This window comes from Terriglobia bacterium (genome assembly GCA_020072815.1).
Taxonomy (GTDB): domain Bacteria; phylum Acidobacteriota; class Terriglobia; order Terriglobales; family Acidobacteriaceae; genus Angelobacter.
Map to the genome: position 1 here is coordinate 518,862 of JAIQGE010000001.1, position 21,619 is coordinate 540,480.

Consider the following 21,619-nt stretch of genomic DNA (forward strand, 5'->3'; position numbering starts at 1 on the left):
GTGGCTCCTTAGAAGTGAAACGCCAGTTGCGCCGTGTAGGCCCGCGGCGTAACAAAGTGCGTTCCGCTGAATGTGGACAAGAAGTTGTAGAGCGCCGTCTTGTTCGTCAGATTGATGACCGTGCCCTGCAGGCTCCACTTGTATCGGTCGCCGTGAAACAGGTTGTCATGACCCAGCGCCACGTCGAACAGGTTGCGCGGAGCAATGCGCGGCGGATTGTGGTCGTCACTTTCCGTCCCCGGCGCCGGGATGGACACTCTCGTTGACCCGAATTGCGAAGGCGCGCAAGTGGTCAGCGGCGCGCTGAGCGTTGGGAACACGTTGCCGCAGAACAAACCGGCTTGCATCTGTTGATCGGCAGTAAGCCCGGTCAAGTCAACCGGAGTAGTGCCATCCGTGGCAAAGGGCACAGCGCCGGCCACCAGACCGCTGTCGTAACGCCAGTTGAACCCCACCCACGGCCCGCGCTTTCCCATCTGGTATTGCAGGTGCGTGGTCTCGTTGAATTTTTCGTCGTGGTCAATGCGGAAAGGAGTGCCGCCCTGTCCCACGGTCACGCCCAATCCGCCAATTTGCGGCGGGAAGAAGCGGGCATTCACGCTGGAGAACACAAAGAGCGCGGTGAATCCGCGGATGTTCGTCACGTTCACGCGCCCATCGAACCCGGTGATCTTGGAATTGTTCCAGGCAATCGGGAACGTGATGGGAGTAGCGCCCAGCACGCTGAAATCGTAGCCATTGTGGGTGTACTTCCAGATGTAGTCTCCGGAGAACACCAGATGCTTGCCAAAGGCTTGTTGCAGACCGCCATGGAATTCATTGCGCCAGCCGGGACTGAACGCTGCGGGTACGCACGGCACCAACGCGGCAATCACGCCAAAGTTGCATCCCGTGGCCGAGAGCACCAGGTTCTCATTGAACGGCGTTTCCAAAATTCGCGCGTAGGAAGCGCGAAAGACCGTGTTGGTCTTCTTGAAGTTGTAAGACACGCCCAACCGAGGCTCAGCTTCACGGTGCGTCGCTAGGCCGTTGTACAGATCGCCGCGTATCCCCAGACTCAAAGACCAGTTTCCCTTGGTGATCGTGTCTTGCAGATACAACGAAAGCTCTTTCACGTCCGTATGTCCGCGGAACAAGAACGACGTTGCGTTAGAACCCGTGCAGCCGTCCGTCGCCGCTGGATTAGCCCGCGTCAGATCGAAGCACGCCAGGAACGGCAGGAAAGGCGAGGTGGTGTTAGGATTGGCAGCTATGTTCGGCGTGAACCCCGCAGCCGCGCACTGCGAGGGGTCAGTGAATCCCGGAACCGGCGCGCCACCGGCAGCATCCAGGCACGGTGCGTTAAGTCCTGGATCAACGATCCCCAGGCTGTCATTTTCCGTCAGCAGCGTATGTTGATAGGTGACTCCCCCCTTGAAGTTGTGCATGCCTTTCACGTACGAGACATCTGAGCGCACGCCCAGGTTGGTGAGCATGCGGGTCTGGCTGATGGTCTCTTGCTGCAGCGGGCCAAAATCGGCAAATGGATTGTTGCTGGGATAATAGTTGTACTGGTCGTGACGCGCGAAAGCACCCAGCGTGAACACCGTGGACGAACTGAGCAGGTGCGTCCAGGACGGCGCCAGGTTGAAAGTCCTGATTTGCGAACGCTGATCGGTAGAGCCCACGGCATTCCCGAACTGGTCCTGCAAATTCAGATTGTCAAACGCATTGGGGTTCTGGAACCAGGACCGCGTAAGTCCCAGATTCACGTGGACGGAATCAGCGCTGGACAGCTGAAAATCCAGGCGGTCGAAGATGTTCTGCTGGTTTCCTTTGTCGTGGATGGCGGTCACTTCCGGCGGGTCCAGGAAGCGGCCACTGGCGAGCCCGTTCACGGAAATGAAGTTGCCCCATTTTTCTCCGCCATAGCCCAGGTTGAAGCCCACGCTTGATGTGCCGAAACTTCCATATGATGTGGTGAAGCTCCCCTTGGGGGTGGTCATGCCCTGGCCGGAGCGCGTGGTCACGTTGATCACCACGCTGGTCTTGTCGCCGTATTCAGCCGGCGGCGCACCGGCGAACACCTCTATGGACTCAATGGAATCAAGAGGAATCTGGTTGGAGAAGACTTTGCTCTGCTGGTCCGTGATGGGTTGGCCGTCCACGGAGAACGAGTTTTCGGCATGGTCGCCCAGGCCGTGGAAAAGACCGTTGGAATCCGCGGCGATTCCCGGCGTGGCCAGCGTGACCAGCGAGCTCACCGAAGACGACGCGCTTTCCAGCGGCATCTTGTCAAACAACGCCCGGTCCACGTCGGTATGCGAGTGCGAGTCAGTCTCGATCAAGTCTGCCGCTCCGGCCTCCACGGTAACCGTAGTCGCGGCGCTGCTGACTTTGAGCGCGATGGTGAGATTTACAGGGACCACCGAGCGCACATCAATGTCCTGCACTGTAGTCGCAAAACCCGAGGCACTGACCGTGAGGTGATACGGATTAAAGGGAACGTTGGGGACGGTGAATTTCCCCGTTGCATCGGTAGTTGCTGACCGCTTTAACCCGCTAATTGGGTTGTGAACTTCAATCGTAGCTTTGGGCACCACCGCGCCACTGGGGTCGGTGACCGTACCCTGAATCGTTCCTGAACTGCCTGAAGTCTGTCCTTGCGCGCGCAGGCAAAACAGCAATATCAAAGCAAAATAGAAGAAGGCTGACAAAAGCAGGAAGCCTCTCCGTAAAGAGATATGCATGACTCCTCCAATAAAGTGGGTCTATATGATTTTTTTAGAAATTTTGGGGCCGAAAAAATCAGTTAGACCAGCGGAGGAGGCCGCGAGAAGAGCGCGAAAGAGGTCAGATTGGAGTGAGGTTCAGAATCACCCACAGCATGCAGATACGCTGTGGCGTGGGCAGAAACTGTCAGCGCTGCCGGCGCCGAAACATGTATGGCCGAGTGGGCCAACTGGCAGACCGAGCAGTGCTTGGCATCGTCGAGGTCAGTAGGGTGGAGATGAAGGGCTTGCACCGCCGCAGACATCACCACCAGCAGCAGGCAGGCACATACCACCGTGCCTTTCCATGGCAATGACCGGGCGAAATTGCGAAGCTTCCGTCTCACACGTTGCCTACAATAATATGCCGCAGCATAACACGAAACTAACCATACCAACACACTAAAAATCGGCTTTCAAGAGGATCCATTGCAAGGTGCTTTCTTCAGTGATTTCAATAGTTTACGCCCGTCCGCGAGTGTTCCTCTCAACCTTCAGGCCATTCGGTTTAAGCACATTCGCGTTCCGACCGGCATCTTAGTTTGTTTGGGGAGTTTTTTGGAGGTTCTCCGAAACCGCAAACGGACCTCGTGTGATGTGATCCTTTTTGGACAGACTTCCAAGCCGCACCTGAACTAACCTCGAAAGACGGAGCGTCTACGGACCATTCGCGCTCAAAAGGAGCATAGAAACATGAAACGCGCAGGCATTATCAGTACGGGAATTTTTTTGCTGTTTTTTGCAACCGCTGCCCTTGGCTACGGACAGGGTGACCAAAAAGGTAAGGGGCAGGGAAAATCGCAAGGGCAGCAACATCAAAAAGCGCAACCTGCACAGCATCAGCAACCCGCGCAGGCGCACCAGCAGCCGGCGCAAACTCGCCAGCGGCCGGAACAGCAGCGTCAGCCGCAGGCCAGTAGACCTGCGCAACGCGAGACAAGGCCGGGGCAGGCATACGGCGGCGCTTATTACGGCGGCGTCAGGCCCAACGGCCCTGCTTACGGCGGCGTCCACCATAGCGGCATTCCGCAACAACAAAAACAGGTGCGCAGCGGCTTCGGCCAGTCTCGCGCCAGGGCGTGGAATGACGACCACCGCTCCTGGGGCCAGCGCGGCGGCTACAACGGCTACCGCATACCAGAAGCGCGCTTCCGGTCGTACTGGGGAAGGGACCACTTCTTCCGCATTTACGGACTGCCCATGATCTTCGTCGGCGGCTACCCGCGTTTCCGCTATGACGGCTATTGGGTCACGTTCGTTGATCCCTGGCCGGAAATGTGGCCGGACACTTGGTACGAAACCGACGACGTATATCTTGATTACACTGACGATGGGTACTACCTGTACAACCGCTCGCGCCCCGGCGTCGGGATAGCGGTCACCATCGCCTTCTAACGAGATGGACAAGAAACGGAGCGGGACCAACTCCCGCTCCGTGCCATCTTCATCACACTTGCAGCACATCGCCTTCCCGCGCTACCGTCCGATAGAGCACGGGGTTGACGAAGAACCCCAGGAACAATCGCGAAATCAGGCCGGCCACGATTACGATCGCGAACGGCTTCTGCGTATCCGATCCGATGCCCGTCGAAAGCGCCGCCGGCAGCAGTCCCAGGCAAGCCACCAGCGCGGTCATCATGATGGGGCGCAAGCGCAGCAACGCGGCGGCACGCGTGGCCGTGGGAATGTCCATGCCTTCCCGCCTCATCTTGTTGATGTAAGAAACCAGGATCACGCCGGTTTCCACCGATACGCCCATCAGCGCCAGCAGACCCAGCACGGATGAAACGCTGAACGGCGTGTGCGTGAGCTTCAGCGCGATCAGCGCGCCCACCGGTTCGGTCATGATCACGTCCAGCGCGATGATGGCCGGGAACTTGAAATTCCCGTACAGGGCAAACAGGATGAAGAAGATCAGCAGCACCGCCAGTGGTCCGATAATGCTGAGTTGCTGCTTGGCTGCCAGGAATTGGTCGTATTCGCCGCCCCACTCCACCCGGTATCCGGCGGGGATGGTGACGCTTTTCTTGATCGTCGCTTGGCCATCCTCCACCGCGCGCTGCAGGTCGCGGCCTTCAATGCTGTATTGCACTCCGATGTAGCGGGAGTTGTTCTCGCGATAGATGAAGGACGCGCCAATGCCCTCGTGGATGTCCGCCAGTTGGCTGATGGGAATCTGCTGGCCGTCAGGCGTGCCCACCAGCAGGTTGCCGATTTCCTGCGCGTTGCTGCGGAACTGCGGTTCCATGCGCACCACCAGGTCGAACAGCTTTTCTCCCTGCACCACTTGCGTCGCCGCCTGTCCTCCCACCGCCGCCTGCAGCACGGCTTCCACATCGGACACGTTGATGCCGTAGCGGGCTATCTTTTCCCGGTCAACGTTAATGATCAGGCTGGGCTGGCCCAGTTCCCGCACCACCGTCAGGCCGGTGAAGCCGGGCACGTTTTCCAGCGCCTTCTTGATATCCAGCGCCTTGGCTTCCAGTACCTGCAGATCATTGCCGTAGATTTTCACCGCCAGGGAACTCTTGAGTCCGGTGAGCGCTTCATCCACCGCGTCTTCCGCCGGTTGGGTGTAATTGAAGATGATTCCCGGAAACGCGCTCAGCTTCTTGTCCACGGAGGCAATCAGCTTCTCTTTGGTATCAATGGCGCCGCTCCAGGACTTGTCGCTGTATGGCTTAAGGCCCACGTAAAACTCGGAATTAAAGAAGCCCGTGGGATCGGTGCCGTCGTCCGGTCGCCCGTGTTCCGAACCAACCACGGTGACCTGGGGATACGAGATCAGAATGTTGCGGACCTGCGGCACGATCTTGCTGGACTCCTCAAAGGAGATGGTGTAAGGCATGGTGGCCCGGACCCACAGCGCGCCTTCGTCCAGATGCGGCATGAATTCGCCGCCGATAAACGGCACCAGCAGGAGCGTGGAGCCGAACACCAGAGCGGCCAGCAGAAGCGTCATCCGGCCATGTTCCAGGCACCAGTCAAGCTGCCAGGTGTAAACGCGCTTGATCCATTCAAACGCGTGGTTGGTGGTTTCCTTCACGCCTTTCTTGAACCAGTACGAAGCCAGCACCGGCACCAGGGTGAGCGTAAGAATCAAAGCGCCGATCAGCGCGAAGGACATGGTCTCCGCCATCGGATGGAAGAGCTTCCCTGAGGGGCCGCTCAGCGCGTAGATGGGCAGGTAGCTGGCAATGATGACGGCCACCGAGTAGAAAATAGGCCGGTCAACGTCGGCCGCCGCGGCCAGGATCACGTCCGTAAGCTTGTATTCCTGGCCATGGCGCAGCGCCAGCTCGCGGTAGATGTTCTCCACCATGACCACGGTGCCGTCAATGATGATGCCGAAATCAATGGCCCCGATGGACAGCAGGTTGGCGGAAACATCATGCGCATGCAGCACGATGAAGGCGAACAGCAGGCCCAGCGGTATGGTCAGCGAAACAATGATGGCTGCGCGCAGGCTGAACAGGAAGAACAACAGCACCAGCATCACCAGGATCATGCCCCGCACCAGGTTGCCTTCCACGGTGTCTGTTGTCACGCTAACCAGATCGCTGCGGTCGTAGAACGGATGGACCTTTACGTCCTTGGGCAGAATGGAACTGTTCAGTTCCTCGGTCTTTTTCTGCACCGCCTTGAGCACGTTCTGGGTCTGTTCATCGCGGCGCATCAGGATCACGCCTTCCACGGCATCGTCCTGATTGGAATTGTGGGTCTGGAAGCCAAACAATCCCAGGCGCGGCGCGTGCCCGATGGTCACCTCGCCAACGTCACGGATGCGGATCGGCGTTCCTTTGTTGCTGGCGACGATGATGTTGCCGATGTCCTTGGTGTTTTGCACCAGGCCGATGCCGCGCACGTAGTAAGACTGCCCGCCTTGCGAGTAAAAACCTCCGCCGGCGTTGGAATTGTTGTTGGCCAGCGCGGTCATCACCTGCGGCACCGTCATGTGATAGCCGTACAGGCGCGCGGGATCAAGCAGCACCTGATACTGCATGACCGTGCCGCCGAGGCCGGAGTCGTCAGCCACGCCGGGAACGGACTTATACGCGCGCTCCACGATCCAATCTTCAATCGTTTTCAATTCTTGCGGGCTGCGGTCCGGACTTTCTAATACGTAGCGGTAGACCAGGCCGCTGGGGCTGAACAGCGGCGCCATGCTGGGCGTGACGCCGCTAGGCAGCTGCGCGTCGCTGATACGCTGGAAGATCACCTGACGGGCAAAGTAGTTGTCCGTGCCGCCCGCGAACGTGATCCGGATGTCAGAAAGCCCGTACAGCGAGATGGAACGCATCACTTCCATCTTGGGCGCGCCGGAGAATTCTACTTCCAGCGGAAGGGTGATCAGCCGCTCCACCTCTTCGGCGGCATGTCCGGGCCACTGCGTAATGATCTCCACCATCGGCGGAGCCAGGTCCGGATAGGCGTCAACCGGCATGCGCTGGAATGAGATCGTCCCAGCGATAATCAACATCACCACCAGCATCAGCACCAGAAAGCGCTGACGCAGGGCCATTTGTACGACCTTATGGATCATTAGTTTTTGTCGCTTCGCTCCACACCGCTCACGAGCGTGGCGTCTTCCAAGTTTTCACTGCTCCCATAACAGGCCGCTAAGCACGCTAGTCGGCTTCGCGGCCTCTCGTACCCTCGTTGCGTCTTTTGTCGCTTCGCTCCACACCGCTCACGAGCGTGGCGCCTTCCAAGTTTTCACTGCTCCCATAACAAGCCGCTCAGCACGCTAGTCGGCTTCGCGGCCTTCATTTGTTGTCGCTTCGCGACAAACCGCTCACGACTCCCGTCCCGACAAACATTTCACTGCTCCTGCCACAGCGGGCTCGGCGCACCTGCTAGCCACCTTCACTGCAACGAATTTGCAAACTGAAGGAACAAGCTGCCGTCACCGACGATGCGTTCCCCCGGCTTAAGCCCGCTCAAGATGTGCGTTTTGCCTCCGAAGTTTCCACCCGGCTTGATCTGCCGGCGGGCGAACTGGCCGGGCGCCACCTCCACGTACACGAACGGCTCATTCTCCGCGTCGCGCAGCACCGCCGAATCCGGCGCCAGCAGCGCGTTGCTGATCTTGCCCGCGACCACGGTGGCCGTCACGTACATGTCTTTCTTCAATTTGTTCCCGGGATTGGCCGTATCAATTCTCGCTTGCAGCGTGCGCGACGTGGGATCAAGAGCGGCGCCCATGAAGGAAATGCGCCCGTGGAAAGCATCGGGATAGGAGCCGGTCTTGATGGTTACCGGGTCGCCCACATGCACAAAGGCCAGTTGGTCTTCATACAAGCTGGCCAGGACCCACACTGTTTTCATGTTGGAAATGGTGAAGCACTGGGTCGCGGCGGCCTGGATCACCTGTCCTGGCGCGCACAACCGCTCGACTACCTCGCCCGTGATCGGCGCCAGCAGCGGGACTTCCGGAGAAACTGGACGTTCTACCAGCGTATCGGGCTGGGGAATGCCCAGAATTTTCAGCGACTGCTCCGCCGCCTGCAAGTCGGCCTGCGCCTGTATCTCCGCCGACTCCGCGGCCTGCAGGTCCCGTTCGGCGATTGCATGGTGGGCATAGAGGTCCTGCGCGCGAGCGTAATTTCGGTGCGCCAGGGAATGTGTATCGCGGGCCTTGAGGTAACTGGCGCGCAGCAGAGAATAATCCGGACTGCTGACGTAAAGCATGGGCTGGCCCTTGTTCACTTGCTGCCCGGGCGATACCACCAGACGGCTTACCGGCCCGCCCACTTGGGTGATCACCGGTGTGGTCAGGAAACCATTGAAGGCCACAGATCCGGTGAGACGAAGGATTCGGGGAAAGTCGGCCGGCTGCACGGTGACCACCTGAACGTGCTCCATCTGCTCCTTGGGAACGGTGAAAAGGTTTGAGTTGGAGCCGGAGTTGTCCGCGCTCGCGGACTTTACGCCGGAGTTCCCGGAACACCCCGTGATGGCCAGGCCCAGCAGCAGGCCGGCCAGAGTGAGCCGTCCAGTCTTGCTTGGTAAATAGTGTCTGTGATTCATGGCAAACTCCTGGTACCCACCGCCTGCCGCAGCTGCTCCAGGCTGAGCATGTAAGCAGCCAGCGCCTGGCGATAGGCCAGTTGGGTGGCGCGATAACTGCGCTCCGCGTCAAGAAAGTCCAGCAGCGTGGCGGCGCCTCCTTTGTAGGCATATTGGCTGATATCCCGCGAATCGCGCGCCTGCTTCAGGTATCCGGACATGTAAAGCCGGACCACTTCCTGGTTGGTCGCGGTGGTTTCATACGCGTTGGTTACATCCGTCATCACCGTGTCCTGGCCGGCTTTCTCGGTAAATTCCGCCTGCGTCAGGGCAAACTTTGTGCGCGCGATTTCACCCTGGTTGCGGTCGAAGACGGGCAGCGGAATGCTGACAAACCATGAGACAGAACTCAGGCCCGGCGTGTGCGAGTAGTTTCCGGTGAGATTTACGTCATGTTTGCCGTTGGCTTTGGCCAGCGCGATCTGGCTTTTTGCCGCGGTAATACCTTGCTGATTGGCGCGCAGATCAGGACGCTCCGTCAGGGCCTTGGCCTGCAGGTCTTCCAGCCGGGCGGTGAGCGGCTGGTACTCCAGATCGCCGGCGACGTCAAAATCGCGCGGGACGGAGGCAAAGCCGAGCAGCTGACGCAGGCTGCCCAACGCCTGCACTTTGGCCACGCGCGCCGAGCTTACGTCCGTCCGGAACTGGAGCAATTGCAGCTTGATCTTAAGGTTGTCGCCTTCACTGATGTCGCCGGCTTTGTAGCGCTCGTCGCTGATGTCCACGGTCTGCTGGAAGCTCTGCAAGTTTTCTTCGGCCAGCTGCAAATTGGATTTGGCCAGCAACGCATTGATGAACTGCTGCGCCACGTTGAAGGTGAGCGAGCGCTCGGCATCGGCCACCTGCGACTTGGTCATCGTCGTCTGGTCGCGCGCCGCCTGCAGCCGCTTGGACCGCTTTCCCCCGCGTTCAAAGGTGTACCCCAGCCCGACATCGAACTGTTCCACGTCATTGGGAAACTGGCTTGGGTTGAAGAGGGGAATGAACTGGGAATCTCCGGACAGCACGGGGTTGGGCCGCAGATTGGCGGTGATCTCCTGCGCCTGGTTCTGCTGGATTTGCGTGCGGGTGGCGATGATGCTGGGGCTGTTGGCCATTGCCAGGGCAATCGCCTCCTCCAGCGTGATGACCTTGGTTGGGGCCGGGGCCCTCTGTCCGCCGGGCGGCGACTGCGCGCATAAACTGCCGGCCACGGCCAGAGCGGCGAGCACGGTATGAAAACGCTTCATTGATACCTCCTGATGGTTCCCCGGGAGAGCGCGTGGCTTCCCAAAAATCACGGAAAAATGGGATAACACCGGTCGCGTCAGATTGACGGACCCAAGCGGAGGCCTGATTCTTTGGCTCGATTACAAATTGTCTTGATGGCCCAAAAAGGAGCTTCTCAAAATCGCGAGAATGGCGGCCAGCCGCTTTCAGGCGGAGGGTGGAGGACGGATGAAGAGGCTGAAAACCTTGCTGATGTCCTTGCTTTCGTCGCTCAACGGAAAGGTGACGACGGCCACCGTGAGCATCGTCGGCAGGGGACGGAACGTGGCCGTTGGGGCGTTGGAATGGGCGGAAACGCAGACCGCGCACGCGCCTGACCCGCCAGCCATCTTGCCATGCGGATGGGAATGCATGGCTTCCAGGCCGCTGAATGCCAGCACCAGCAGGACGCACACCACCGCGGCACAGCGCAGCAGCAGGCCCCTCTCGATTTGGCGATTTTCAGTCACAGCGCAAGACCGGTTACCAGCATACCCTTGCAACCTATGCTTAGAAACACACAAGATTGGTTACGATAGAGTACGATTATTCTAGCAGAGCATTTTGTTGCCCCAATGGCCTAATTTTTCCCTTAGAACCGCTGCGGGCAACACTCGATTGGGCATTTGTTATTTAGCATTTACGTTGAAGAGAGGCCGTTTTGCGCGCAATTCCTCAAGGTCTGGACCGTAAAGAAGCTGAGCTGTACAGCCAGCTTGATCCCGGCCAGTTCCCCAACCACGTAGCCATCATCATGGACGGCAATGGACGCTGGGCCAAACGCCGCCATCTGCCCCGCATCGCCGGGCACCGCCGCGGCGTGGAGGCCGTCCGTTACGTGATTGAGACGGCGTCGCGCATTGGCTTGCCCGCCGTGACGCTCTACGCTTTTTCGGCGGAAAACTTCCTGAAGCGCCCGCCCGGCGAAATCACCTTCCTGATGAAGCTGCTGCACCGCTATTTGAAGAACGAACTGCCGCTGATGCAGCGCAACAATATCCGTCTGCAGTTCATCGGACGCCACCATGAGCTGCCGCAAGAAGTGCAGGAGCGCATGGCCTGGGCCAAGGAGCAGACGTCGCACAACACCGGCATGGTGCTCACCCTGGCGCTGAATTATGGATCGCGGTCTGAAATTGTGGATGCCTTCAAGGCCATGGTCACCGCGGCCGCCCACAACGGCGGCATTGACCATCTGACGATTGACGAAGAGACCGTCAGCCGCCACCTTTATACCCACAATCTTCCCGAACTGGACCTGGTCATCCGCACCAGCGGAGAAATGCGCTTGAGCAACTTCCTGTTGTGGCAGGTGGCGTACGCTGAGATCTACGTGACCAAAACTCTGTGGCCGGACTTCAACGGCCTGCATCTGCTGGAAGCCATCCAGGAATTCCAGAAGCGCGACCGCCGCTATGGCGGCCTGAACGAGCCGGCCGCGGCCACCGGCGCGCCGCATCATCCACCAATCCATCCGCATTCCCACACCAAATGAAGCGCGTCCTGACGGCCGTTGTGCTGATTCCGGTGGTGCTGCTGTTGGTGTTCAAAGCGCCCTTGTGGCTGTTCGCGCTGGCGCTGGCGGCGATCGTCGTTCTCAGCATCCATGAGTACTTGAATGTGATCAAAGGGTACGGCATTCAACCGATGATCTGGCTAACCTACCTTACTTCGCTGGCCTTGATTGCGGTGCTGCTGTTCGATAATGACCCCCACTTCGCGCGGCTCCAATCGGTTGCCAGGTCTTTCCCAATCGTTCCCTTCCTGCCGTTGGTCTTTGGAATTCCACTGGTTTTTCGGCATGACATGCATATGGCATTCCCTGCCGCGGGTTCCTCAGCATTTGCCGTACTCTATCTTGCCCTGCCGCTTGGGTTACTGATACCACTCCGTAATGCTCCCGACGCAGGATTCCTGGTTCTATTCGCGTTGCTCTCTGTGTGGGCTGGGGATACGGCTGCCTACTACGTCGGCAGGAACCTGGGACGCCTCAAGCTAGCTCCTGTGGTGAGCCCAAAGAAAACCTGGGAAGGCGCAATCGCGTCCGTAGTTGCTAGTGTAGGAGTGGCGCTTTTGATCTTTCATTTCAGAGGACCGCTCAACAGCCTGTTCTCTGCTGGGCCCGCGTTGCACCATGATCCATCCCTGGCTGGAACCGAAAAAGGCCTAGCACTCGTCTCCATCATTGCTCTAGGAATCATCACGAACGTGGCAGCACAATTCGGGGATCTATTCGAATCTGTGCTGAAACGAGGCGCGAACATCAAGGACTCGGGCACTCTTCTGCCGGGCCACGGCGGCATTCTGGACCGCATTGACGCGTTGCTCTTTGCCATTCCCGTCGTGTGGTACTATGCGAATCTAACCGGATTTCTCCAATCAAATTCCCTTAAATGAAACGCATCGCCATCCTCGGTTCCACCGGTTCCATCGGTCAAAGCACGCTCAGCGTGATCGCGTCGCATCCTGAGCGCTTTGAGCTGGTGACCATCGCCGCTGGAGCAAACGTTGACTCCGCGCTGGAACAAGCCCGCCGCTGGAAACCCAAAGTTCTTTCGCTGGCGTCTGAGCAGAGCGCGGAAAGAGTCTCTAAGCAACTCAAGGCCGAGGGCCTGGGGCACATTGAAGTCGTAAGCGGACAGGCTGGCACAGTGCGCGTGGCCACGCACCCGGAAGTTGATTTTGTAGTCAGCGCCATCGTGGGCGTCGCTGGACTCAAAGCCACGTACGAAGCCGTCCGCGCGGGCAAGGCCATTGGCCTGGCCAACAAAGAATGCATGGTCGCCGCGGGCGAGTTGATCACCGCGGAAGCACGCAGGCAGGGCAAGCCGCTGCTGCCCATTGACAGCGAGCACAACGCCGTCCACCAGTGCATGCGCGGCGGACGGCTCAACGAAGTCGAGCGCGTGTGGCTCACAGCCAGCGGCGGGCCGTTCCTGCACACGCCGCAAAAAGAATTTGAAAAGATCACCGTGGAGCAGGCGCTGAACCATCCCACGTGGAAGATGGGCCGGCGCATCACCATTGATTCCGCCACCATGATGAACAAAGGCTTCGAGGTGATTGAAGCCTGCCGCCTCTTCGACCTGCCGCCGGCCAAGGTCAGCGTGATCGTGCACCCGCAGTCCACCATTCACTCCATGGTCGAGTTCAATGACGGTAGCCTGCTGGCGCAGCTCTCAGTGACCGACATGCGGCTGCCTATCCTGTACGCGCTGACGTTTCCGGACCGCGTCGCCAGCGACCTGCGCTTCAACGTGCTCGACCTCAAGAAGCTGGACTTCTGCCCTCCGGATTTCGCCAAATTCCCCTGCCTGCGCCTGGCCTATGAAGCGGCGGAATCGGGCGGTTCTAAGTCAATCGCCCTAAACGCCGCCGACGAAGTGGCTGTAGCAGCATTCCTTGGCCGCGAGATCGGCTTTACCGACATATCTAAGGTCGTAGAACAAACAATTCGTGAAACAAAAACCCGCCAGCCCGAATCTATAGAAGAGGTACTTGCCTTGGACGCCCAGGCGCGCGAACTGGCCCGACAAAAATTGTCACATCAGCTAACTCGCTAGCCCGCCTCGCTCCTTTTGCAGTTAAAATGGATACAGTCTCATATGCATTTGTTCATCCCTTCCACTTTCGGTCTTTTCCTGGCGATTCCTGATCCGCTGATAACTCCACTGGCGTTCGTGTTTGTGCTGGGCGTGCTGGTTTTTGTCCATGAGTTCGGCCACTACGCGGTGGCCAAGTTGTGCGGCGTGCGGGTTGAAGTCTTCAGCCTGGGTTTTGGCAAGCGTCTTTGGGGCTTCCATCACGGCGACACCGACTATCGCGTCAGCCTCTTGCCTCTGGGCGGCTACGTGAAGATGGCGGGCGAGAACCCCATGGAAGACCGCACGGGGGATCCCGGCGAGTTCATGAGCCACCCGCGCTGGCAGCGGTTTTTGGTCGCCATTGCCGGGCCGGCGATGAATGTCATCCTGGCCATCGCAGTGCTCACCGGCGTGAACATGGTGCACCATGAATACCGCGCCTCTCTGCGCGAGCACGTGGACGTGATTGCCGTGACGCCCGGCTCCAGCGCCGCCAACGCCGGCATTCAAAAGGGCGACCGCATTGTGCGCGTGCAGGACACCGCGAACCCGAACTGGAAAGAAGTGCTGAACGCCGCTATGATCCCCCGCAAGACGGTGGACCTGACCATCCTCCGTGGCGGCCAGACACATACCGTACAGGTACTGTCTCAGCCCACCGGGCCGGACGGAAGCGGCGATATCGGTCTTGAACTGCCGGAGGCTGTAGGCTCACTGGAACCCGGCGGACCGGCTGTGCTGGCCGGCGTCCACATTGGCGATGTGCTGGTGTCGCTGGACGGCGTCGTCGTTACCGATATCTCAGAACTCCTGGCCTCCCTGCAAAAAACCAAAGACAAGCCGGTGGAGCTGACCGTGCTTCGCGACGGCCACGAATTGAAGTTTCAAATGACCCCCCGGCCCATGCCCGTAAAGTATCGCGTGGGCCTGGGACCGTATCACTTGGACAAACTCCCGTTTCTCGCGGCCTTGGACGAATCCTACCTGGAGTGCAAAGAGAACTCCGTGCAGATCTTCAGGCTGCTGCACAGCATGATGGGGGACACCAAACTGGTCAAGCAGATGAGCGGGCCAATCGGGATCATGAAGATCACCGGCGAAGCCGCCCGGATCAGCCCGCCCATGCTGTTCAAAATCATGGCCCTGATCAGCGTCAACCTGGCCATCTTCAACCTGCTGCCCATTCCTATCCTGGATGGAGGCCTGGTCCTGATGCTGCTGATTGAAAGCGTGATGCGCCGGGACATCAACCAGCAGGTCAAAGAACGCGTCTATCAGGCTGCTTTTGTATTCCTGATCCTGTTCGCCGCCATGGTCATCTACAACGACCTGGCCAAGCAGTTCCATGGGTGACGAGTTGAGGCAAGTTTGATTTCTTCAGGACCGCCGGAAACCCGGCGGTTTTGATTTTGCGGCGAACCGTCATCTCATGGGAACCAACTTCTTCGCTGCGCCATCCCACCGCCACGCGGCTTCTGTTCCCGTCAGGTGCACCCCGCCCAGCCACACGTCAATCCCGCCGCACAGCTTGATCCAGTCGGCTTTGCCGGCCAGCAGCATGCGGCCGTCTTCGCTGATGGCGTAATCGTCATCAGACTTTTTTTGCAGGGCCGGATGCGGACCAGCCGCGAGGCCGGCGATCCGCAGAAAGACCGACGCGTCGCCCCACGGGCACTCTTCGAATTTACTCGCGGCAAAATAGATGTCCCGCTGGCTTCGGGCGCCGGATTCGGCGGCACGCAGGACCTGCCGCTGGGTGCGCGAGAGTCCATCGCTGACCCCGGGATACTCCTCAAACCAGCGCATCAGCGCCGCGCGCAGGAACCGCATTTCAGGAAAGTCGCTGCCCGCCAACTCGAACAGCTCTTCCGGCGAAGGCGCGCGAAAGGCGTGCCATACGTCTTTGCCAATCGCCAACTGGGTTGCGGAAACCGTGCGGCGCACGGGAAAAAGCCGCGCCAGTTGCCGGGCGCTCAACTGTCCAAGACCGTAAAACGGCTGTACGCCGGGAAAGGCATTCTCCTGGATCAGGCTGAGCCGGGTCTTGCCCAGGTCCTGCGTGGAAAACCAGTCGAGCAACTGGAGAAGCTGCAGCTGGTCGTAAAGATCATGCTCAAACCACAGCACCACTTCTTCGTGTTTGCGGAAGCCGGCCAGCGCGCGGTCGCGCTCGGCAAAACTGGCGCGAATTTGCTCAACGCTCCAGCCGAATCCCGCCAGCGCCTGCGCGCGCACCTCAGACAGCGCCTCGAGGGTGTCCAATTGCGGGACGGGCCCGTCATGCAGCACGTCAGCCCAGGAGATGTATTGGCCGGGAAACCTGCCCTGGCGAAACGTCTCCACTACGGAGTCGCCGTTGGTGATATGCAGCACACGCAAAGGCTACCACAGGGCGAACAGGGCTTATCCCGAAGAAAATGGATTCCGTGAGAGGAAGGGGGAACCCTTGGATCGTGGAGGTGAAGGGCTCCCCTTTTGAGCAGTGAGGCATTCAATCACTATGCGATGGTTATAAGCTTGGCATCTCGGCCATGGGTTAAAGGACGATGAAATTCTTCTGGAAATTGCCGTCGCTAGAGGGCGTGGCACAGGACGCAGCCAGCGGCCCCTCGCGGCCGTTCTGGTCTATCGTCCCTTGCCCGACAAACGGTAAAATAGTTGCCCGGAGAAGGATGCCATGATGCCCAGGATTCTTGCCTCTTTATTGCTGCTGCTGCCGGTGTTCTCCGCGGCCTCTGGTTCTCGCAACGACGAAAAACCCTATGACCGCAAGGAAGTGGAAGCCAAGCTCAAGCAAATCCTGGTGGGTAAAGTAGCGGTCATGCAACAGTTCTACCGCGAGCACGAACTGCATTTTGACTCTTACGGCAATCTGGTGGGCACCGCAAAAATCGGGCCGTGGACGGCTTACGGCCGCGTGGAAATCGCGACTGCGAAGCTGGGCGATAAGACGCTGCTGTTGACCGGCAAACGCAACGTCATGCGCTGGGAAGGCACCGAGATGGGCAACTACACGCTGGACGATGATGAAGTCCGCATTACTATTGACCTGCCGCCCAATCCCAGCGGTAATGCCATTTCGGCCACGCTGGCCAAAATCTTCCTTTTTCGGGCACAGCGCTTGTCAGACATTGTGCCCGAGTACTGGAAAGATTTTCTCACCACCGAGCGGTCGCGCAGCGCGCAATGGCAGCAGCGGCAGGCGGAGATGCTCAAGGACGTAAAGAACGTTGGCGACGACGTCAAGCCGCCCAAACTGCTTTCCAAGGCCAATAGCATTGAGATTGGACCGGCGCCGTTCAAGGACGTGAACGCCGAAACGGTCACGCTGCAGTTCATCGTTGACCCCAGCGGCAGCGTGAAGGACGTGCAGATCACCAAACCAGTGGGCGCCGGAGCCGACGACCCCGTGGCGGAAGTGATTGAGCAGTGGAAATTTGAGCCGGCCACCAGCAGCGCCGGGCCGGTTAGCGTGTTGATGTACGCCAAGCGCCTGATCAGGTTTGAAAAGCAGCAGGGTATGCCGCTGCACCCCTGCCCCTTGGCGACGGATGCCAGCGTCTGCCAGTAGGAACCAGCCGTCGCGGGATCAGCAGGCGTCGCCACGCAATGCTGCACCACAAGCGGGCGGCTGCGGGGCCCTTGATTTTTCGCGCTCAAGTATAATCGGACGTTTGCAACTTTCCCTGTGAGGCTATCCGGCATGGCACAGCCAATTGCGACTATCCCCGCATTGAAAGACGTGTTCACACAACTGAAGACCCGCATGGACAAGGCGGTGGAAGACTTCCGCACCAACCTGGCGGCGGCGCGCACCGGACGCGCGTCTGTGCATATGGTGGATACCGTCCGCGTTCCTTACTACGGCTCTGAGATGCCGCTGAATCAGGTGGCCAGCGTGCACGTGCCGGAAGCCCAGTTGATCACCGTGCAGCCGTTCGATCCCAGCATTATGGGCGAGATCGAAAAGGCCATCCGCTCCGCCGGGCTGGGACTGAACCCCATGAATGACGGCAAGCTGATCCGCGTCCCCGTGCCTCCTCTCACCGAAGAACGCCGCAAAGACATGGTCAAGCACCTGCACAAGATTCTTGAAGACCACCGCACGGCCATACGCAACATCCGCCGCGACGGCAATGACGCCGTCAAGAAAGCCATGAAGGACAAGAAAATCGCCGAAGATGACGAAAAGAAAGCGCTGGACGAAGTCCAGAAGCTGACTGACGCGGAAATCAAGAAGATGGAAGAGATGTCCGCCGCGAAAGAGAAAGAGTTGATGACGGTGTAACATCGTCATCTGGTGACCGGGTGATCGGGTGATCTGAACGCCAAGCCGGCCCGGATTTTCTTATGGCCCGATGATCCGATCTCCCATCGCCAGATCTTAATTCATGTCCGATCCAGCCGCCACGCAAGCGAACGCAGTGCCCGCCGCCGATGTATTTCCTCCGCAGCAGCCCGTCAACCCCAACTGGCGGCGCAGCTTCTGGGCGCTCATCATCACGCAATTTCAAGGCGCGTTCAGCCTCAACGTCCTGCGTTATCTGCTCACCTTCATGGTGCTGGGCACGGCGTTGGATGAGGTCCGCAGGAACTCTCTGGCTTCGCTCATTACTGCTCTGTTCTTCATTCCCCTTGTGTTGTTCAGCATGGCCGGCGGCTTCCTGGCTGACCGCTTCAGCAAGCGCCAGGTCACCGTCGCCACCAAGGTCATCGAAATTGCCGCCATGGTGCTGGCCATCTTCGCCTTGTCGGCCACCCAGCAGCAGCGCCTGGTGCAGTTGACTGATCTTTGGCGGGACCCGAGTTTGCTGTTCTCGCACTTTCCGCTGGCCCTGCTGGTGCTGTTCGTTGTGGCCATGCAGGCCGCCCTGTTTGGTCCCTCCAAGTACGGGCTGCTGCCGGAGTTGCTGCCGGAGAAGTGGCTCTCCTGGGGCAACGGCATCATTGAACTGGGGACGTTCCTGGCCATCATCTCCGGCGCCATGGCCGCCGGCTGGATTGCCCAGACCTTCCAGGGACGCGAACCGTATGCGGGCGGAATGCTTGTGGCCCTGGCCGTCCTGGGATGGCTCACCAGCCTGGCCATCGCCAAGATTCCCGCGGCGGCGCCGCAGAAAAAATTTCGCGCGAACTTTGTAGCCGAACTCAGCGAGCAGGTCCAGCTCATGCGTCCGGACCGTGCGCTGTGGCTGGCTGTGTTGGGCAACACTTACTTCTGGTTCCTCGGCACTCTGTTCCTGCAGACCGTGCTGGTCTACGGCAAGGACGTGCTCAATCTCAGCACCACGCGCATCGGCTTTCTCGATGCCGCCCTGGCCCTGGGGATTGGCGCGGGCAGCGTTCTGGCCGGATATCTTTCCGGGAACAAGATCGAATACGGCTTGATCCCGCTGGGTGCGCTGGGCATGACGGTGATGGCCGCGCTCTTCGGCGGCGTGCCGCACAGCTTTCTCTCCGCGCTGGGAGTGCTGGCCGGACTGGGGATCTTTGGCGGCTTCGTCGCCGTGCCGGTCAATGCGCTCATCCAGCATCGTCCTGCGGCGGACAACAAAGGCGGAATCATCGCCGCCGCTAATCTACTCTCTTTCATTTCTGGAGCGGCTGCCGCGGGAATGTATTTTGCCCTGACCCGCTACGGTCATCTGCACTCGCCCGGCGTGTTCGTCGCCGGCGCCGTCTTTACTTTGGCGGGAACTGTCTATGTTCTCTACCTCTTGCCCGACTGGTTCCTGCGCCTCCTGCTGTTCTTCCTCACACACACGCTCTACCGCATCAAGGTCATAGGCCGCGACAACATCCCGGAAAAAGGCGGCGCGCTGTTCGTCTCCAACCACATGTCATTTGTGGACGTGGCGCTGCTCATCGCCTCCACTGACCGGCCGATCCGCTTTGTCATGTTCCAAGGAATTTATGACCAGCCCATGATCAAGCCGTTCGCCAAAATGATGGGGGCGATTCCCATATCGTCCGAGCTGCGGCCGCGGGAGATGATCCGTTCGCTCCGCACCGCCAGCGACGCCATCCGCAACGGGGAGATTGTCTGCATTTTCGCTGAAGGCCAGATCACGCGCACCGGGCAGCTGCTGCCTTTCCGCCGCGGGATGGAACGCATCATGAAGGGAGTGGACGCGCCCATTGTTCCCGTCAATCTCCACGGCGTGTGGGGCAGCGTCTTCAGCTTTGAGCGCAATCGCTTTTTGTGGAAGTTTCCCCGGCGCATTCCTTATCCGGTGACCGTGAGTTTCGGCAAGTGGCTTCCCGCCGACGCGCCCGCCGTGGAAGTGCGGCGCGCGGTGCAGGAGTTGCAGACCGCCGCCTTCGCCGCCGACTACAAACCCAAGCTCACGCTGGACAAGACTTTTGTGCACACCTGCCGCCGCTATCCGTGGCGTTTTGCCGCCGCCGACGGGCGCGTCCCCAAAATCAGCTTTGCCGGACTGCTCAACAAAACCATCTTTGTCGCGCGACGCATGAAGCCTTTGTGGCAAGACCAGGAAATGGTGGGCATCCTGCTGCCGCCGTCCGTGGGCGGAGCGCTGGTGAACTACGCCGCCTCGCTGCTGGGACGCGTTCCAGTCAACCTGAATTACACGGCCAATAATGAAGTGCTGGCGTCGTGCGCCAAGCAATGCAACCTGCAAACGGTGATTACATCGAAGGCGTTCCTCGAGCGCTTCCCGGCCATGCAGATTCCCGGCAAGACCATCCTGCTGGAAGACGCGCTGGACGCGCCGCGGCTCGGCGAAAAGCTGGCCGCGCTGCTCTTGGCGTGGACGTTCCCCTTTCAACTGCTCAAGCGCGCGCTGGGCGCAAAACCGCAAGGCGCCGGTGACCTGGCCACGGTGATCTTCTCCAGCGGCAGCACCGGCGATCCCAAGGGCGTGATGCTCACGCACTACAACATCTATTCCAACATTCGCCAGGTCACCCAGGTCTTCATGCTGCAAGGCAAAGACAAGGTCCTGGGCATTCTGCCGTTCTTCCATTCGTTCGGTTTCACCGCAACGCTGTGGATGCCGGTGGTGCACGGCATTGGCGTGGTGTTCCATCCCAGCCCGCTGGACTCAAAGTCCATCAGCGCGCTGGTGTCGAAGTACAGTGTCACCTTCCTGGTGGCCACGCCGACGTTTCTGCAAGCCTACATGCGGCGCTGTTCGCCGGAACATTTTGGCAGCTTGCAGTACGTGATGGTCGGCGCGGAGAAACTGCCGGAACGCGTGGCCCTGGCGTTTGAAGATGTTTTTGGCATTCGTCCGCTCGAAGGCTACGGATGCACGGAGTGTTCGCCTGTCGTCGCCGTGAACGGGCGTGACTTCCGCGCTCCCGGCTTCCGCCAGGTGGGCGGCCGCCGCGGGACCATTGGACATCCTCTGCCCGGCGTAAGCGTAAAGGTGGTTGATCCTGACACGCTCGAACCTTTGCCGCCCGGCAAGCCCGGCATGCTGATGGTGAAAGGCCCCAACGTGATGAAAGGTTACCTGGGCCGTCCGGAGAAGACCGCAGAAGTGTTGAAAGACGGCTGGTACATCACTGGCGACATCGCCAACCTGGAAGAAGACGGCTTCTTGACCATCACCGACCGCTTGACGCGCTTCAGCAAGATCGGCGGCGAGATGGTGCCGCACATCAAAGTTGAAGACAAATTGCACGAGCTGGCCGGCGCGACGGAGCAGGTGTTTGCCGTGGCCGCCGTCCCCGACGAGAAAAAAGGTGAGCGCCTGGTGGTGCTGCACACCCTCAGCGACGACAAGCTGGCTCCGGTCGTGGAAAAACTTGCCGGCTGTGATTTGCCTGCATTGTGGAAGCCGCGCAAAGACCAGTTCTTCCACGTGGACGCGCTGCCCTACCTGGGCACCGGCAAATTGGACCTGCGTAGTATGAAGGCCAAGGCCGCGGAACTGGCGGGAGCGTCTGCGTAGAAGCAGATAGCTCTCAATCGCCGAGGCCATGTCGTCACAGCCATGA

The 21,619-nt window shown here is 59.5% G+C and carries 15 protein-coding genes; 8 read left to right on the forward strand and 7 right to left on the reverse strand.

Annotation, left to right across the window (positions count from 1 at the left end; genetic code table 11):
- Positions 1–8: 8 nt before the first annotated feature.
- Both LAO20_02275 and LAO20_02280 read right to left on the reverse strand, forming a co-directional pair.
- The gene (locus LAO20_02275; GenBank protein ID MBZ5530233.1) at positions 9–2,729 is read right to left on the reverse strand and encodes a TonB-dependent receptor; all 2,721 of its coding nucleotides are present in this window, start codon (positions 2,727–2,729) and stop codon (positions 9–11) included.
- Between the two features lie 62 nt (positions 2,730–2,791).
- Positions 2,792–3,097, reverse strand: a complete 306-nt coding sequence (locus tag LAO20_02280; GenBank protein MBZ5530234.1) for a DUF2607 family protein — start codon at positions 3,095–3,097, stop codon at positions 2,792–2,794.
- A gap of 346 nt (positions 3,098–3,443) precedes the next feature.
- Between LAO20_02280 and LAO20_02285 the strand changes: the two genes are divergently transcribed.
- Positions 3,444–4,145: a hypothetical protein gene (locus LAO20_02285; protein ID MBZ5530235.1), complete on the forward strand. Its 702-nt coding sequence runs from the start codon at positions 3,444–3,446 to the stop codon at positions 4,143–4,145.
- 52 nt (positions 4,146–4,197) lie between these two features.
- On the opposite strand, the gene LAO20_02290 is transcribed toward LAO20_02285, so the two are convergent.
- The 4 genes from LAO20_02290 to LAO20_02305 form a co-directional block, all read right to left on the reverse strand.
- Positions 4,198–7,293 (reverse strand): CusA/CzcA family heavy metal efflux RND transporter, encoded by a 3,096-nt coding sequence (locus LAO20_02290; GenBank protein MBZ5530236.1) that lies wholly within the window; start codon positions 7,291–7,293, stop codon positions 4,198–4,200.
- A gap of 323 nt (positions 7,294–7,616) precedes the next feature.
- Positions 7,617–8,780, reverse strand: coding sequence for an efflux RND transporter periplasmic adaptor subunit (locus LAO20_02295; GenBank protein MBZ5530237.1), 1,164 nt, complete (start codon positions 8,778–8,780; stop codon positions 7,617–7,619).
- Complete coding sequence (locus LAO20_02300) at positions 8,777–10,048, reverse strand: TolC family protein (protein ID MBZ5530238.1); 1,272 nt, start codon at positions 10,046–10,048, stop codon at positions 8,777–8,779. The genes LAO20_02295 and LAO20_02300 overlap by 4 nt, the downstream gene beginning before the upstream one ends.
- 186 nt (positions 10,049–10,234) lie before the next feature.
- A complete protein-coding gene (locus tag LAO20_02305; GenBank protein ID MBZ5530239.1) occupies positions 10,235–10,537 on the reverse strand; it encodes a hypothetical protein in 303 nt (100 codons plus the stop codon).
- Positions 10,538–10,728: 191 nt separating this feature from the next.
- On the opposite strand from LAO20_02305, the gene LAO20_02310 reads away from it, so the two are divergent.
- From LAO20_02310 to rseP, 4 genes are read left to right on the forward strand one after another with little or no spacing between them, the layout of a single operon-like run.
- Positions 10,729–11,562, forward strand: coding sequence for an isoprenyl transferase (locus tag LAO20_02310; protein MBZ5530240.1), 834 nt, complete (start codon positions 10,729–10,731; stop codon positions 11,560–11,562).
- Positions 11,559–12,464, forward strand: coding sequence for a phosphatidate cytidylyltransferase (locus tag LAO20_02315; protein ID MBZ5530241.1), 906 nt, complete (start codon positions 11,559–11,561; stop codon positions 12,462–12,464). Before LAO20_02310 ends, LAO20_02315 begins: the two co-directional genes overlap by 4 nt.
- A complete protein-coding gene (locus LAO20_02320) occupies positions 12,461–13,630 on the forward strand; it encodes a 1-deoxy-D-xylulose-5-phosphate reductoisomerase (protein MBZ5530242.1) in 1,170 nt (389 codons plus the stop codon). The genes LAO20_02315 and LAO20_02320 overlap by 4 nt, the downstream gene beginning before the upstream one ends.
- Positions 13,631–13,672: 42 nt before the next feature.
- Positions 13,673–15,004, forward strand: coding sequence for an RIP metalloprotease RseP (rseP, locus tag LAO20_02325; GenBank protein MBZ5530243.1), 1,332 nt, complete (start codon positions 13,673–13,675; stop codon positions 15,002–15,004).
- Positions 15,005–15,073: 69 nt separating this feature from the next.
- Here the strand turns inward: rseP and LAO20_02330 are convergent, their stop codons facing one another.
- A complete protein-coding gene (locus LAO20_02330; GenBank protein ID MBZ5530244.1) occupies positions 15,074–16,024 on the reverse strand; it encodes a DUF1835 domain-containing protein in 951 nt (316 codons plus the stop codon).
- A gap of 304 nt (positions 16,025–16,328) precedes the next feature.
- Here LAO20_02330 and LAO20_02335 point away from each other — a divergent pair, with 304 nt between their 5' ends.
- From LAO20_02335 to LAO20_02345, 3 genes are all read left to right on the forward strand, one after another.
- A complete protein-coding gene (locus LAO20_02335) occupies positions 16,329–17,222 on the forward strand; it encodes an energy transducer TonB (protein MBZ5530245.1) in 894 nt (297 codons plus the stop codon).
- Positions 17,223–17,354: 132 nt separating this feature from the next.
- On the forward strand, positions 17,355–17,939 hold the full coding sequence (frr, locus tag LAO20_02340; protein MBZ5530246.1) for a ribosome recycling factor: 585 nt from the start codon (positions 17,355–17,357) through the stop codon (positions 17,937–17,939).
- Positions 17,940–18,042: 103 nt separating this feature from the next.
- The gene (locus tag LAO20_02345; GenBank protein MBZ5530247.1) at positions 18,043–21,573 is read left to right on the forward strand and encodes an MFS transporter; all 3,531 of its coding nucleotides are present in this window, start codon (positions 18,043–18,045) and stop codon (positions 21,571–21,573) included.
- Positions 21,574–21,619: the final 46 nt, after the last annotated feature.